Genomic DNA, 14388 nt, shown 5'->3' with positions numbered 1-14388 from the left:
GTTTCTCTCTTCATTTTTTTAGTAAAAACGAAGCAAAAAATCGTTGTGCTCTCGAATCGCTTTGCTTTCAAGGGCGTTCGCCACAACAGAGCACACGTTGTGTGATTAATGGATGGTTTGTTATGTGTTTCTAGTGAAGTATGGAAACAAGAGTAGTTTAGACATTCTTATTCTTTGCTGCGATCCACTGCGACATGTATTTTGTACTCATCATAGTATGATGTTTAAGCATGGCACCTGTGAAATTATTTAAACGGTGTTGGTCTAGATTTTCTTCTACTTCAGTTATCTTCGTGATTAACTTTGCTCCTATCACTTCACTGTCGTACCGTGCATGTAAAAGTGCGGTTCCGTTTTGTTGTGCATCAAGCCACGCTTGTTCATCGTTATAGAGTTTAACTGCGGCTTCTATAAATTCAGTCATATCATCTGCAATGAAACCAGGCCAAGGCTCTTGATCGTGCATGCCTTCACTGCCTAGTGATGTTGTAATGCTTGGAGTCTGCATGATCATAGCATCTAACAATTTACCTTTAATACCGGCACCAAATCGTATGGGAGCTAAACAGATACGAGACTCTTCCATCACACTGAATGCATTCTCAGCCCAACCTTTGATTAAAAACCCTGTTTTGGGATTATGTAAGGCTGTAGCTTTTGGTGGTGGGTAAGATCCATAGATGTGTAACTCAGCTTCAGGAATCTGTTTTCTGATCAAAGGCCAGATCTTTTGTAGAGTTAATACCACATCCCAATTTGGAGCATGACGAAAATTACCAATGGTCATAAAGTGTTTACGATCGGAAAAAGGGGTTGTCTTAGCTGGGCACTTTTCCAAGTCAACCATAAATGGCAAGAGATGCAGCAAAGAAGCATCTACTTTAAAAGTATTTACCAGTAATTCCATTTCAAAACTGGAGATGATCAGAGAAATATCACAGCGTAATATGGCGGCTATTTCACGTTTTGCCAGATCGCTAAACAGATCTGCTTGTGTAAACTTACCTCCTGTTTTATGGGCTTGATGGCGAGCATTACGTAAACATTGTAGATCTTCCGTGTCCAGGATTTTTAGTGCATTTGGGCAATTTTTTTCAACTCTCCACCCAAACTGTTCCTCCATCATGAAACGGTCAAACATGACTATGTCTGGTTGGTACTGTGTAATATAAGTATCAAAACTATCGCAATTTAGCGCAATGCTTTGGCTTGAAATTCCTTCATTAGCTAGATCGATCATATGCTCAGTTGCTTGGGCAGGTGTCGCAAACTCTACTTGCCAGTTTTGTTGTTTATAGAGTCGTAAGATAGACATCATGTGGCTACCTGCAGCCGATGAATTTGGCTCAGGCCATACATAGCCGATGATTAATATTTTTTTCATTTAGGTACTTCTTGTTTTACTTGGGGTATGACTTGGTTTATGAGTAGGTTATGCATGTTGGGATTATACTTTAAATATGGTTAGGCTTGATTAGCGCTAAGTTAAGTGGTACAGCTATGCTGCGTCATTGCTTGAGCGACTTGTTGTGTGCATGACCCTTTTTCCTTAAAGTGCTTAGAGCCTTTAGTAACCACTTGCCTAACTCCTGAATTTCACTATTTTTGCATTTGACCGTATAATTTCTACCACTTATTTCACTTTTAGTGGCTGCCAGTTCAATAAAATCCTTGGTGGTTTTTATTTCATTTTTATAATAGTCATATTTTCTTTTTATATGAGTAATAGCTTCACTACCTTTATAGTCGATCCCGTTTCTATTAAATATACATTCAGAATTATTTACGTAGGAAATAAGAAAATCTATTTCCATTTGTTGGTTTTTATCTATATCGGAATAAGCAGCATCACTAAATAAAAGCCACAATATAAAAAATAATTTTATCCTCATATTATATTTACCAATTATATTGATTTAGGCTCCTGCGTTTTGTTAGATACTTATTTGATTTTTTCATATTCTATTTTAACACCATATTCACTAACTTTTTCCTCGTTACGTCTCTCCTGAGGCGTAATGCATATAGTATTTATTATACAACAATATCTATTTACACCGCTAGGTGGTTATACAATTTGATATGAACTTATTTATCATCTAGCGATGGATTTGGAGTTATTTTACGCTTAAATTGAAGTAGGCATTACACCTTGGAAAGATGTAATGAGGAGGGGTGAAAATCATCTGCATTCTTGCTCCAAAAAATCCTTCACACAAACATCTACCATCTTAAACACCTTCTCAAACCCTTCAAAACCAGGAAAGAAGTAGGGGTCAGGGACATTGGCTCCTTTGTAGTCTCCAAAGTCACCCAGTTTGTAGACATTGGTAAATCCGAAATTCTCCAGATCACTTTTGTTCTGTGCATCCATCGCTATGACATAGTCAAAGTCCTTTATATCTTGTTTTGTGACAGGTCTTGATCTTTGTTGACTGATGTCTACTTTATTTTGTCTGGCAATTTTGATAGAGTGGTCACAAGGTGCTTCACCTTCATGCCAGTTGCTGGTGCCTGCAGAGTCTACCACTAGCTTTAAGCCCTCTTTTTCTAAGATATATTGAGCGACTCCTTCAGCCAATGGACTTCGACAGATATTGCCTAAACATACGAAAAGAATGCGTGTACGACTCAGCATTTCACATCCTTTCATTTAGTGAAAGGATTGCATCAGGCTTTAGCCTAGAAGTTCCTCGCTTGTATTGAATTTTACACAAATCATTTAGTGATTTGTTGCACTGCGTTTTAACGCTTGTAATTCTTATCATCTTGTCTCCTTGTCTATCCAGTTCAGATAGTCTTCATTAGCATCAAGAATAGGTGTCATGATGATCTCAGGTACATCATAAGAGTGTAATGCTTCTATCTGAATTTTAATTTCTTCAAAAAGTGAAGCTTTGGTTTTCATCTGTAGGAGTATCTCTTGGCTTGTCTCTAAAGTGCCATTCCAATGATATTTGCTTTGTATAGAGTAGCTTTGTACACAAGCTACGAGATGATTTTGAAGAAGAGTAGCAGTGATCTGATCAGCAATGTTTTCATCGTCTATGGTTGTGGTGATGATGCAGTAGTTTGTTGTTTTCATAGAGACTATTTTAGTATAATTTGTTATGAAAGAGAAATTTTTTTCTCAAAGATGAACTTTTTAATTTTATGCTAGTATAGTGCCATATTGAATTAAAGGAAATATGATGACCAATGATTTTACAAAAGCTATGGACTTTAGACATGCCTGTAAAGAGTTTGATGAGAGTAAAAAGATAGATGATGAAACAATACATTACATTTTGGAAGCAGGGCGCAAGTCACCTTCTTCTTTTGGGATGGAAGGTTGGAAGTTTTTAGTCATTACTAATGAAGAACTAAAAGCAAAGTTACGTCCTGCCTGCTGGAACCAAGTACAGATCACTTCCTGTTCCCATTTGGTCGTGGTTTTAGCTGCTATAGAAAATGTGAAGCCCCAGAGTGGTATACCTGCCAAACGATTTGCCAGACGTCCACTGTCACAAGAGCAATTAGACGGATATATGGACCTCTATTCAAATCATCTGAAAGAGACGTTCAGTACAGATAAAAATACCTATGCATGGACAGCCAGACAGTCTTACATTGCACTGGGAAACATGATGACCGCTGCAGCTTTTGTGGGCATTGACTCTTGTCCTATAGAGGGCTTTGAAAAAGAGAAGGTTGAAGAGATCCTAGAATTAGATACAAGTAAGTATCAAGTCGCTGCATTATTACCTTTTGGATATAGAGTAAATGAACAGTCAGAACAGATAAGGCTATCTTTTGATGAAGTGGTAGAGTTCATCTCTTAATGTTTGAAATAGCAGAATACATCGGTATCATCGCTTTTGCGATCTCTGGCTTTTTTGTTGCTGTGAGAAGTAAGCTGGATTTCCTTGGGGTTTTGATATCGGTCTTTTTAACGGCACTTGGTGGTGGTATCCTTAGAGATATCGCTGTGGATAAGACACCATATACTTTTACACATAACATCCCGGCTATTATCATTATAATCGTTATGGTGTTACTCATATTTTTTAAATTCCACAAAAGAGACAGTATAGAAAACAAACCCCTGTTCATCGTCAGTGACTCCATAGGGCTTATCTCTTTTAGTATCACAGGAGCACTCATTGCCATAGAACAGGAGCTGAACCTCACCGGAGTGTTGGCTTTGTCTTTTGTGACGGCTGTGGGTGGAGGTATCATCAGAGATATTATCATCAACGAGATCCCCTTTGTTTTTAAAACAGGGTTTTATGGCACGATATCACTCTTGGTAGGGTTGAGTTTATATCTGTTGAACTTAGTAGATATGATGCATTTTTATCCTATAGCTGTCATCTTTGTTCTTGGTGTTGTACTTAGGATCGTAGCGTATTATAAAAAATGGTCGATTCCTCTAATTTAACCCGGATTATGTAATAGAAATCGAAAACTAGCATGTATCATTGCACTGTGGACATTCACAAAGAATCATCGATTAACCTATGGGTTAACCTCAAATTCTTTGTAAACACCCACAGCACAAGCATAAACGCTATTTTATACGATTCTATTTCATAATTCGGGTTTAAAAATAAATGAACATAAGGAATATATTTTGATCACGCATAAACAGTTTGATAACGATTTTAAATACATAGAGATACAGAACAAGCAGGCAGAAGCCAAGATAGCATTGCAGGGTGCACATCTGTTTCATTACAAAGTGAAGGATAAAGCTTCTTTGTTGTGGTTAAGTGATTCGGCTTATTTTGAAGAGGGTAAAGCGATCAGAGGTGGCATCCCTATCTGCTTTCCATGGTTTGGAAAAAACAAAGAGGATCCCAGCCTTCCTCAACATGGTTTTGCACGTACACAGCTTTGGACAGTTGTTTTAGAAGAAGAGATAGATGAGGGTACGACCTATATACAACTGCAACTCAAACCCAATACACATACTTTAACGCAGTGGGCATATCTCTTTGATGTGACTCTCGATATTATCATCGGTCATGAACTAAGCATAGCTTTGAGTGTAACCAATACAGATACAAAACCGTTCGAGATCAGTACAGCTTTACATACGTATTTTTCTGTTTCAGATATTGATAATATTTCCATAAAAGGGTTGGAGAACAGGGCTTATTATGATGCTTTGGAAGAAAAAACCTCTATCCAAGATGGTGACATTCTCATACAGGAAGAGGTAGATAGAGTCTATGTAAATCCTACGGAGACGATCACCTTACTTGATAGGGATGAGAAGATAAGCCTACAACAAGAAGGTTCAAACTCACTAGTCGTTTGGAATCCCTGGATAGAAAAGTCAAAGCAAATGGCTGATATGACTGAAGATGGCTATAGAACCATGGTATGTTTGGAGACAAGTAATGCGAGAGAAGATGCAAGGGTATTGCAGGCAAAAGAGTCACATGTGTTGAGAGCTGAATTTAAATATGGATAATCATTAAATCCAGCAAAGGAATGCTCACGATAGAGAGTAACTTGTTTAGGGTATAATTATCTTCATTATCTCTCAAGGAAATCAAATGCAGTATATTAAGCTATTGACACTACTATGGTTCACCATAACAGCCATAAATGCACAAAGTTTTTACGTACTTACAGGCGTTAAAAGTTATGATCCCATCGTCGCGAACTCTGTACCTAAGGCAGATGTTTATAATGAAGAGATCAAAGAGTTGATGCAAACGATGTCTAAGGAGTTGGGTGTAGATACAAAAGGGCATCTTTCACGTGTCTTGGTGTTTATACTCACACCGTTTTCTGTGGGTGACACAGTTGCGGTGAAGATGGACTTAGAGATGGGTGAGTATATGCCTCGTGAAGGTAGCAAAGAGAAGGTATTTGCACTTACCTATGTAGATACCAGGATGTTTAAACCTGAAGACTTGGAAGAAGACTTACTGGACAATGCCGAAGAGATGCTTGAAAAATTTGCGTTACAGTACAAGGATGATAACAAGAATATCTCTAATTCAAAAAAGGTTGTAAGTCATAAGGGTTTTGCTACTGAAATGCAGTATGAAACGGACTACAAAACTGCTCTGCTTAAAGCAAAAAAAGCAGGTAAACCACTTATGATCTTTATGACAACAAACCATTGTCCCTGGTGCCGTAAACTTGAAAGCAGGGTACTCTCGAAAGCAGATATAGATCAAAAAATTAAACAAAAGTACATCCCTCTTATGCTTAACTTGGATGAAAAAAAGTTTCCTTCTCAGTTTCAAGAAATTGTTTTTACACCTACGCTTTACATAGTCAACGTAAGTAATGAGAAGATAGAATACACCTTTGTGGGGTATAGCAGTAAAGATGATTTTTTACATCTTTTGAGATGAGAGCATTAATGAATAAAGAAACAACATTAGATTCTACTTTTAACAAAAAGTACCAAAGAAACAACAATAGAAACCACCGAAATCAACAAAAACAAACCCTGTATACCATAGCTACTTACTATAGGTTCAAAAAGTAAGGGTGAAGAGAACTGACCTAAGAAAAAACTTGAAGTAAGGATACCAGAGGCTTTTCCACGTTTTCTCGGTGGGACTTGGGAGAGAAACCATGCGTTGGTATTGACAAATAAAAGCCCAAATGCCATACCTATGGGTGTGGTGGCAAAAAAGAGTCCTGTTATGTTAGAAGCCTGGGAGATAAAAAAGAGTCCTATGGAAAAAAGCATGAATGTTGCAGCATAGATTTGCATATAGCTTAGTCTTGCTTTTATCTTGGCGTATTGCATAGATGTAAGGGCATTGAACATCATAGCTGTAGCAATGACAAAGCCTATGGTTTGAGGTTTACCACCTAAGGTATTGACTATGAGATAGGGTAGTTGTGTGGGGAGCATATAGAACAGTACCATTACAAAAAAGGCTGTAATATAGACTGGTAAAAGCTTTGTTTCCAGTTCTGGATCATCACTATGTTTATGTTTTTCGGGCTCATAGAGTGATTTAAGTAAAAAAGGTAAAAACAGAAGAGGTATGAAATAGATGGCAAAAGGGTACGACCAGTGCATTTGAGCCAACAGACCACCAGAAGTGATAAAAAGAATGCCCCCTAGAGCTACAGCCAGACCTTGTTTGGACATAAACTTATGGCGTGCTTTCTCCTCAAAATAATCACCGATGAGTGCAGTAGAACTTGTCATGATGAGAGCCACAGCAAAACCAAGTAGAGCCCGACCCACTAAAATGCTATAAAAGTCATGAAGGTAAAACCCTGAACTTCCACCAAGTACAAAAAGAAGTATGCCGATGTACAAAGGTTTGAGACGTCCCCACCTGTCTACTATATGCCCTGCAAAGGGTGCAAAAAGAGCAATGATGATAGAAGGTATGGTTAGCATAAGCTTTGAGAGAAACTCGATATTGGGGATGTCTGAGAAGGTATGACTAATAAGGGGCAGTGAGGAAACAACCGTGATGCCAGACATGACACCCAGAGTGGCTACTAGAAGTAATGATATTTGTATGTTTTTGGTTATCTTGGTTGGCATATCATACTTTTTTCATGTATGATAGCAAAATTGTACTCTCGCTACTCTTTGATATTTGCGTGTGTGGGTTATAATACTTCCATGAAACAAAAAACAGCATTAGACATACTAAAATCAGGAAAAAATGTATTTATCACTGGTTCGGCGGGGACAGGGAAGACGTATCTTCTTAATTTGTATACGCAGTACTTAAAAGAGCGTAGGGTGTACCCAACCATCGTTGCACCCACTGGTATAGCTGCATCACATTTGGGTGGGCAGACGATACATTCATTTTTTTCATTGGGGATACGTGACAGTATAGATGAGGGGTATGTTGATTTTTTGTTAGACAAAAAGTACCTCAAAACACGTTTTTCGAAACTCAAACTTCTTATCATCGATGAAGTCTCTATGATCTCACCAGAGATATTTTCTTCTATGGATTTGATACTGCGTGGTTTTAAGGGTACGGATGCTCCTTTTGGTGGGGTGCAAGTAGTGATAAGTGGAGACTTCTTTCAGTTACCCCCTGTTTCAAAAGTATCTAAAGAGAAGCGTTTTGCATGGCAGTCTCCTGCATGGAAAGCACTGGATTTACAGACGTGCTACTTGCAAGAGAAGTTTAGACAAGATGATGACAGACTCATACAAGTACTAGATGACATAAGGTCTGGAGAGATTTCAGGATCATCGGAAAACATACTGAGTGAACGACATGAAAAAGAGCTCACCTCACACTTTAACCCTACCAAATTGTACACCCATAATGTAGATGTAGACCGCATCAACCTAGATGAGTTAGATAAACTTGAAGGAGAGCCTAAGCTGTTTATCTATGAGTCTAAAGGGAGTCAAAAGAACATAGAAAAGATTTTTAAATCCTCTTTGGTTTTAGAAGAGTTGGCTCTCAAAAAGGGTGCAGTCGTAATCTTCATAAAAAACAACCCAGAAGCAGGATATGTCAATGGTACGACAGGAACAGTACTAAGTTTCAGTCCCATAGACAACATGCCTATAGTGAGAACCACAGAGGGTAAAAAGATAAAGTTAGACCTAGAAGACTGGTCACTTGAAAACGACAGTGGCAAGGTTATGGCAACTGTCTCACAAGTACCCTTGCGTTTAGCATGGGCCATCACCATACATAAATCACAAGGTATGACGCTGGATGCTGCCGAGATAGACCTCTCTAAGACATTCGAGACAGGACAGGGCTATGTGGCACTTTCACGTATCAAAAATATAGAAGGTTTACGTCTTATGGGTTTAAATACTATGGCACTGCGTGTTGACCCGCTTATCTTACACATAGATGACCGCATTAAGATGGCATCGAAGAAAGCGAGTGATGCTATAGAATCTTTGTCTCAAGAGCGTTTAGTATCGATGTTTGAAAGTCATATCTCACATCTTGGCGGCATAGTAAGCAAAGAGAAGATAGATGAAGAGATACAAAATATCAAAGAGGGTAAACCCTCACACTCTGCCTATGTAACACCTACGCATATGAAGACAAAACACCTCATAGCAAAGTCAGATACACTCATCAAATTGGCACAAAACAGAGGTTTGGGTAAAAGTACCATAGTCAACCATCTAGCACTCATAAAAGAAGAAAACCCTGAGATAGACCTAGACAAATATAAACCTAAAGATGAAGTGTTTGAACAAGTAGATGAGGTAGTGTTGAAGCTAAGAACCAAGAACCTAAAAGAGAACTTTTCTGAAGATGGCACGTTGCGCCTAAAGCCGGTGTTTGAAGCTTTAGGTGGAGATGTGAGTTATGATGATATACGGGTTTGTATGTTGTTTTTAGTGTAAAATATAAAAGGTTTGAGATAATGACTTTTTCAGAACAAATACTAGACTTTTACTTCACTATGCCAAAGTCCTTGCCTTTACCTAACGGAGTAGAGACCATCTACCCTTTTGACAATGAAGAAACTAAAAGGGTTATGCAAACTTTTTTTAACAAATACTACAGCCATTACTCGTTAATTACACAGATATAGATTAGAATACCATAACAATTTAATATACCTAGGGAGAGAAAATGCAGTTAATTTTTATCGTTATCTTAGGAGCCGTACTTGGTTTTCTTTATGGGAATAACACTGATGGGTTTATATTTAGTTCTAAGATATGTCTTTTTGCAGGGATAACCCTTATCATGCCATCACTTTTTAAATTTGAATTGGCACATGTGAAGTTGGTGTGGGAACATAAGAGAGTTTTGATCAAAGGTTTTTTTGTTAACTATATGATACTGCCGTTATTTGCAGTGATCATTGGATTAATAACGAACGATTTTGGTATTACTTCGGGATTGTTCTTGATTTCTGTACTCTCTGGTGGGGGTATGGTAATGCATTGGATCAAGAGGTCTGGTGCAGACACATCTTTTGGCTTTTTATTACTCTTTATCAATTTAGTTTTCATCTCACTTTCACTACTGATGCTACATCTGTTTGCTACCTATAGTGCAGGCTATTTTGGAGTCACGTATGATGATAAGATAAGTATCAGCAGGTTTTCAGAAGCTGTAATTGAGCTTTTGATTGTCATCCCATTTATAGTGAGTAGAGTCATACGATATATAACGCCATTGCTGACATTGATACAAAACTACCGTAAATACATCAGTCATATTAGTATTTTTATCATATTGTTTTACCTCTTTGGTTTACAAAACTCTCAATTTCTTGTAGATATTTACGATTTTGAACCAGAACTTTTTTATATCTCATTTATCGCTGTATTTGTATTTTATATGCTGATATTTTTTGTGTCAAAATGGATATATGATTTGAATTCACCTCAGGAGAGAGCAGCCTTTTGGCACTCTGTGACAAGGTACTTGACTCTTGCTTTGGTCATTTCAACTTTTTCTGCCAACACTTTTGGTATATCTATGTTGCTGCCTATCATGTTTGCCTATGTTGTGCAGATACCTTTATCGGTAATTATCAGTAAAAAATATATGCCAAGTGAGATTAACTCTCTATAGGTTTAGTCAACAAATAACCACCTACAAGTACAGGAATAATACCGAGTATTTGACGAAATTCCGGCACTTCATTTAAATAGAAGTATGCAAAAAAGAGGGTCATCATGGGAACTAAACCCATCATGGCAGAGACTTTTGTGATGGAAATGCGGTGTAAGGATTCTATCCACATGATCTTAGAGATGACGTAGATAAAGATACCTATGAGTAATAGATATGGTAGTGCAGAAATCAATCCTTCATAGGTAGTAGCTGGTTCAAAATACCAGGCCATGAGTGCTATAAAGGGTAACCCTGCAACGGTTCTAAAGCCTAATATCGTTTCTGATGAACAAAAAGTACGTGCCCTTTTTTGGTAGAGATTGGCAATGGGTGCGATGGCAGCAGCTACTAAGATGAGCAGATCTCCTTTGTTCAATGTCAGTTCCTTAGGAAAGAGAATGATCAATGCACCTATACCCATAATAACGGCACCGACTAAATGCAAAGTATCCATCTTTTCTTTGCCAAATACATTGAAGTAGAGGTACGAGAAAAGTAGTTGCAAAAAGATGATGACTGCCATGTTGCCTGCTGTTGTGTATTGCATTCCTATGAAAACAAGTGTAAAGAGCAGGGTGATCCAAAAACTTGTGAGTAGTAAGTCTTTGTAGGCTTCTTTGTTTTTGAGTTCTACAAAACGGTTACGTTTAGCCATAATGGCTATGAAAAAGACTAACGCGATGATGAGAGAGTAGGTATATGTATGCAACGCACCGATGTAAGACATAGCAACGATCGAAAGTATGGGAAACCAAGATTCAAGCAGGGCAAGTCCTAACATAAGTAACTCACCTTCGCGTTCTTTGGTCATTTGCTATCCTTTATTATTTGGGCACCTCTAAAAACCCTAGAGATGTTATGAGTATCTAGGGTTTTTAGAGGTGCCCATAAGTTGTATTGTATCTTAAAAATCTCTTCTAGTAGTCTGCTGGGACTTTGAAGGTTTTAAAAAGTGTATTGACCACTTTCATATGACTGGCAGCCATTACAATGTTAAACATTTCCATCTCCGAAATGTCTAAGTCTTTGAGGTGGTCGATATCTTCTTCATTGACAGAATCTGCATCATTAAGAGCTTTCATAGCAAAGAGGAGAAGGGCTTTATGTTTCTCATCTAATGGTGCAGTGGCAGGGTTTTCCTTCATCTCTAAAAGTTCATTCTCGTTCATCCCATAAAGGTTGATAAGCATGCTTCCATTTAGGCCTATGCAGTAGGTGCATTCATTTTGATTGGATGCAAGATAACGTATGATGGTATAGAGCTTTTGTTCTTCTTTTGGGAGAGCAAGTATGCTTTTCATACCAGACCATTGGGCTTTTAGGGCTCTGGGGTTTATACTCCATAATTTCATGCCATTTGGCACAGTGCCTATCATGCGCTTCATCTCATCAAAGATCTCTTTAACTTCATCGCTTGTATTCTCCTCTGTGGGTATGTTCAGTAAACTCACTTTTCATCCTTTTGGCACTCAAATGTACATTTATTTTTTATTATAGGTAATCTCTATGTGTATCATTGTGTACTGAGATGGTACGTAGGATTAAATTAACAGTTTGTACTCTCCATATACCACCGTTTCAAAAAATCTTCCCGTTCAAATATCTTTGCACCTAACATGAGTTTGTATGGCATATAACTCTGTCCCAGATTCCAAAAGGCAAAGTCATTTTTTTGGAGATACAGAGCCAGCAGTACGAGTTGGGCTGTACCGTAGTTACGGTACTCTTTTTCTCGCTTGCTAAAACCACTGAGACTCGTGTACGTTTTCCCTATCATATAGCCTATTTCTCCGGCAACTACTTCTCCTTCCTCTCTTATAAGTGCAGATATGACTTTGAAGTTCTTATCTACTCCCTGAGAGGCTTTGAGTGTGTCTAGGTACTTGGGTGTCAACCAGTTATATTGATGCAGTGTGTTGATACCCTCAACCACTTCATCCAGGTTTTGACTTACTTCAAGTTGCAGGTCTCTTTTTTGCAGTAGTTTTTTTACCTTTGTACTGATGTGCAGGTCATCAAAATCCAACAGGGCATATCTGAACTGTATCTCAGGAAGCAACAACTCTTCCTCTTCATAATAATCCGTAACAGCGATAAACCCTGCCTTTGCCTTGGCTATATAATACTTAGCAGAAAAATCATCACTCCAGTAGTAATTTTTAAACATATCCGGGTAGATGAACTTATGAAGTGTTTGTTGATCTGTCAAGTCATCATAAGAGAGGTGATGAATGCCCAGTTGTGTGTTGTTCATATGTTACTGGTCTTGACCCATTTCAATATCAATATTTTTCTTTGTAGTAAGACCCTGTTCTTTGTACCATTGTGTTGTTTCCAATTTTGGAAATACTTTTATCATGATCTCAAGAGGAGTGTTATCCCACTCTCCTGAGTTTTGAGACATAGACCAATTACATTCTTTAAGGACATAGGAAAATATTTGATTCATAAGTTTGTATCGCTGTTCGATAGCTGCTTTATCTTGTTCTTTTTCATTGCTTAGAATAGTTTTGACCAACTGTTTTCGCAGATCTTTGGTGTATTGTGCTTTGAGTTCATCAATGATCTCATTTTTTTTCATGTGTGACCTTTAATCTATTTTCTCTGTATTATACTAAAACTGTTTAAGGGAACCTCTAAAAATAGGTGATACCCACAACATCTCTAGCTTTTGGCTAGGCTAGGTACTCTTTTGCACCCCAAGGGCATTTCCTGCGGGCAAGTCCTAGCCATAGCTAAGTCGAAAAAGAGTAACGACGTATAGGCAAAAGCTAGTGATGCCCGCAGGGTGGGCATTACATATTATTAGAGGTTCCCTTGAGTTTGTATAAATGCTAAAGTTTCTTTTATGACAGTTTCATCATCTAAAATGGCTCGATGTCCCAATCCGGTTGTCTGTTTCAGTGTAGCCCAAGTCCATCTCTTGCATAGATCTTTAGAGTGTCCTATACCTATTTCTTTATCATCTTCATCATGAAAAATAAGTGTGGGTACTTGAAAGTCTGATGTGAAAATATCTTGCCAGTCTTTTCCGTATTTTTGAAAGTTCTTTTCATTGTTCTTCCAAGTGTAGTCACGCATTTCTTCTACGATCTCTGCAGGGATATGAAGTTGTTTGGCAAAATTGTCTGAAACAGAGATGACATCATGTATAGGTGCCACAAAAACAAGTTTTTTAGTCTCTAAACCCAGTTTAGAAGCCACAGTTACCGCAGCTCCTCCAAAGGAGTGCGCAATAATACACTCTACTGGACCTATCTGTCTTATAACTGTTTGAACACTATCTGCCCAGTTGGATAGGTCTGAGAGTTTTCCTTTAGTCTCTCCATGACGCAGTGCATCATAAGAGACTATTTGGTAGTTATGTGTGAGTAGCATATCAATAAAATGACTCATGCTTAGTGAAGTTGTAGACCAGCCATGTACCAAGAGCACTATAGGATGATCTTCCTTACCCCATTTATATCCTTGCAGTGTTATATTTTCATAAAGAGGGATATTGAACTTTTGGGGTTGAGGTATAGATTTTTCATTACGGTTTTTTCTTTTACTGTTGACAGGGTAGTGAAAGATCCTATGTGCAGATGTGACAGCCAAAGAAGGAAATAAACGACTGACCATGGCAAAATAAATGCGTATAAGTTTTAGTTGTATGGGATGATGCATTGTTATCTCCTTTTATTTCGAGTAAAGGTAGGGGCTAAGCCTTTTTGAATGATGAAATCTTTTACACAATCTTCTATCATTGAACCCTCTGAACAACCAAAAAATTCCAATGATCTTTAGATATTCTACCACTTAAAAAATGAAATCTAAATCTTTAATTTTTTAGTAAACA

At 37.9% G+C, this 14388-nt stretch carries 16 protein-coding genes; 6 read left to right on the top strand and 10 right to left on the bottom strand.

The genetic code is table 11. The features are described 5' to 3' along the window. Positions 1-157: 157 nt before the first annotated feature. The 4 genes from ACLHDG_RS09845 to cutA all read right to left on the bottom strand — a co-directional run bounded on the left by ACLHDG_RS09845 (position 158) and on the right by cutA (position 3085). Positions 158-1384 (bottom strand): glycosyltransferase family 4 protein, encoded by a 1227-nt coding sequence (locus ACLHDG_RS09845; RefSeq protein WP_415406059.1) that lies wholly within the window; start codon positions 1382-1384, stop codon positions 158-160. A gap of 124 nt (positions 1385-1508) precedes the next feature. Then, positions 1509-1892 carry a DUF5329 family protein gene (locus tag ACLHDG_RS09840; RefSeq protein WP_415406058.1) on the bottom strand — a complete coding sequence of 128 codons (384 nt, stop codon included), beginning with the start codon at positions 1890-1892 and terminating at the stop codon, positions 1509-1511. A gap of 290 nt (positions 1893-2182) precedes the next feature. After that, positions 2183-2638: a low molecular weight protein-tyrosine-phosphatase gene (locus ACLHDG_RS09835; RefSeq protein WP_415406057.1), complete on the bottom strand. Its 456-nt coding sequence runs from the start codon at positions 2636-2638 to the stop codon at positions 2183-2185. Positions 2639-2764: 126 nt separating this feature from the next. Continuing rightward, positions 2765-3085 (bottom strand): divalent-cation tolerance protein CutA, encoded by a 321-nt coding sequence (gene cutA, locus ACLHDG_RS09830; protein WP_415406056.1) that lies wholly within the window; start codon positions 3083-3085, stop codon positions 2765-2767. Positions 3086-3191: 106 nt separating this feature from the next. Here cutA and ACLHDG_RS09825 point away from each other — a divergent pair, with 106 nt between their 5' ends. The 4 genes from ACLHDG_RS09825 (at position 3192) to ACLHDG_RS09810 (ending at position 6356) form a co-directional block, all read left to right on the top strand. Continuing rightward, positions 3192-3821: an NAD(P)H-dependent oxidoreductase gene (locus ACLHDG_RS09825; RefSeq protein WP_415406055.1), complete on the top strand. Its 630-nt coding sequence runs from the start codon at positions 3192-3194 to the stop codon at positions 3819-3821. Continuing rightward, positions 3821-4420, top strand: coding sequence for a trimeric intracellular cation channel family protein (locus ACLHDG_RS09820; RefSeq protein WP_415406054.1), 600 nt, complete (start codon positions 3821-3823; stop codon positions 4418-4420). Before ACLHDG_RS09825 ends, ACLHDG_RS09820 begins: the two co-directional genes overlap by 1 nt. 192 nt (positions 4421-4612) lie before the next feature. After that, positions 4613-5458 (top strand): D-hexose-6-phosphate mutarotase, encoded by an 846-nt coding sequence (locus ACLHDG_RS09815; RefSeq protein WP_415406053.1) that lies wholly within the window; start codon positions 4613-4615, stop codon positions 5456-5458. An 85-nt stretch (positions 5459-5543) separates the two neighbouring features. Continuing rightward, positions 5544-6356 carry a thioredoxin family protein gene (locus ACLHDG_RS09810; RefSeq protein WP_415406052.1) on the top strand — a complete coding sequence of 271 codons (813 nt, stop codon included), beginning with the start codon at positions 5544-5546 and terminating at the stop codon, positions 6354-6356. 26 nt (positions 6357-6382) lie between these two features. Here ACLHDG_RS09810 and ACLHDG_RS09805 read toward each other — a convergent pair whose 3' ends face one another. Beyond that, the gene (locus ACLHDG_RS09805; RefSeq protein WP_415406051.1) at positions 6383-7519 is read right to left on the bottom strand and encodes an MFS transporter; all 1137 of its coding nucleotides are present in this window, start codon (positions 7517-7519) and stop codon (positions 6383-6385) included. Positions 7520-7600: 81 nt separating this feature from the next. Between ACLHDG_RS09805 and ACLHDG_RS09800 the strand changes: the two genes are divergently transcribed. Then, on the top strand, positions 7601-9322 hold the full coding sequence (locus ACLHDG_RS09800) for a helix-turn-helix domain-containing protein (RefSeq protein ID WP_415406050.1): 1722 nt from the start codon (positions 7601-7603) through the stop codon (positions 9320-9322). Positions 9323-9554: 232 nt separating this feature from the next. Then, entirely contained in the window at positions 9555-10508 is a 954-nt protein-coding gene (locus tag ACLHDG_RS09795) for a hypothetical protein (RefSeq protein WP_415406049.1), read from the top strand. On the opposite strand, the gene ACLHDG_RS09790 is transcribed toward ACLHDG_RS09795, so the two are convergent. From ACLHDG_RS09790 to ACLHDG_RS09770, 5 genes are all read right to left on the bottom strand, one after another. After that, positions 10495-11361, bottom strand: coding sequence for a DMT family transporter (locus ACLHDG_RS09790; protein ID WP_415406048.1), 867 nt, complete (start codon positions 11359-11361; stop codon positions 10495-10497). The two genes, ACLHDG_RS09795 and ACLHDG_RS09790, sit on opposite strands and share 14 nt — an antisense overlap. A 106-nt stretch (positions 11362-11467) precedes the next feature. Continuing rightward, complete coding sequence (locus ACLHDG_RS09785; protein WP_415406047.1) at positions 11468-12001, bottom strand: carboxymuconolactone decarboxylase family protein; 534 nt, start codon at positions 11999-12001, stop codon at positions 11468-11470. Between the two features lie 95 nt (positions 12002-12096). After that, positions 12097-12804 carry a hypothetical protein gene (locus tag ACLHDG_RS09780; RefSeq protein WP_415406046.1) on the bottom strand — a complete coding sequence of 236 codons (708 nt, stop codon included), beginning with the start codon at positions 12802-12804 and terminating at the stop codon, positions 12097-12099. A gap of 3 nt (positions 12805-12807) precedes the next feature. Further along, positions 12808-13131 (bottom strand): hypothetical protein, encoded by a 324-nt coding sequence (locus ACLHDG_RS09775; RefSeq protein ID WP_415406045.1) that lies wholly within the window; start codon positions 13129-13131, stop codon positions 12808-12810. Between the two features lie 224 nt (positions 13132-13355). Then, positions 13356-14216, bottom strand: coding sequence for an alpha/beta hydrolase (locus tag ACLHDG_RS09770; RefSeq protein ID WP_415406044.1), 861 nt, complete (start codon positions 14214-14216; stop codon positions 13356-13358). Between the last annotated feature and the right edge of the window lie 172 nt (positions 14217-14388).

It is taken from the genome of Sulfurovum iocasae, from assembly GCF_047716765.1.
Lineage (GTDB): Bacteria > Campylobacterota > Campylobacteria > Campylobacterales > Sulfurovaceae > Sulfurovum.
This window is presented reverse-complemented; position numbering and strand designations above follow the sequence as displayed.

Excerpts from the sequence above, each read along its gene's own strand:
- ACLHDG_RS09845 (WP_415406059.1), bottom strand. The coding sequence starts at position 1,384 with ATGAAAAAAATATTAATCATCGGCTATGTATGGCCTGAGCCAAATTCA.
- ACLHDG_RS09840 (WP_415406058.1), bottom strand. The coding sequence starts at position 1,892 with ATGAGGATAAAATTATTTTTTATATTGTGGCTTTTATTTAGTGATGCT.
- ACLHDG_RS09835 (WP_415406057.1), bottom strand. The coding sequence starts at position 2,638 with ATGCTGAGTCGTACACGCATTCTTTTCGTATGTTTAGGCAATATCTGT.
- cutA (WP_415406056.1), bottom strand. The coding sequence starts at position 3,085 with ATGAAAACAACAAACTACTGCATCATCACCACAACCATAGACGATGAA.
- ACLHDG_RS09825 (WP_415406055.1), top strand. The coding sequence starts at position 3,192 with ATGACCAATGATTTTACAAAAGCTATGGACTTTAGACATGCCTGTAAA.
- ACLHDG_RS09820 (WP_415406054.1), top strand. The coding sequence starts at position 3,821 with ATGTTTGAAATAGCAGAATACATCGGTATCATCGCTTTTGCGATCTCT.
- ACLHDG_RS09810 (WP_415406052.1), top strand. The coding sequence starts at position 5,544 with ATGCAGTATATTAAGCTATTGACACTACTATGGTTCACCATAACAGCC.
- ACLHDG_RS09805 (WP_415406051.1), bottom strand. The coding sequence starts at position 7,519 with ATGCCAACCAAGATAACCAAAAACATACAAATATCATTACTTCTAGTA.
- ACLHDG_RS09800 (WP_415406050.1), top strand. The coding sequence starts at position 7,601 with ATGAAACAAAAAACAGCATTAGACATACTAAAATCAGGAAAAAATGTA.
- ACLHDG_RS09795 (WP_415406049.1), top strand. The coding sequence starts at position 9,555 with ATGCAGTTAATTTTTATCGTTATCTTAGGAGCCGTACTTGGTTTTCTT.
- ACLHDG_RS09790 (WP_415406048.1), bottom strand. The coding sequence starts at position 11,361 with ATGACCAAAGAACGCGAAGGTGAGTTACTTATGTTAGGACTTGCCCTG.
- ACLHDG_RS09780 (WP_415406046.1), bottom strand. The coding sequence starts at position 12,804 with ATGAACAACACACAACTGGGCATTCATCACCTCTCTTATGATGACTTG.
- ACLHDG_RS09775 (WP_415406045.1), bottom strand. The coding sequence starts at position 13,131 with ATGAAAAAAAATGAGATCATTGATGAACTCAAAGCACAATACACCAAA.
- ACLHDG_RS09770 (WP_415406044.1), bottom strand. The coding sequence starts at position 14,216 with ATGCATCATCCCATACAACTAAAACTTATACGCATTTATTTTGCCATG.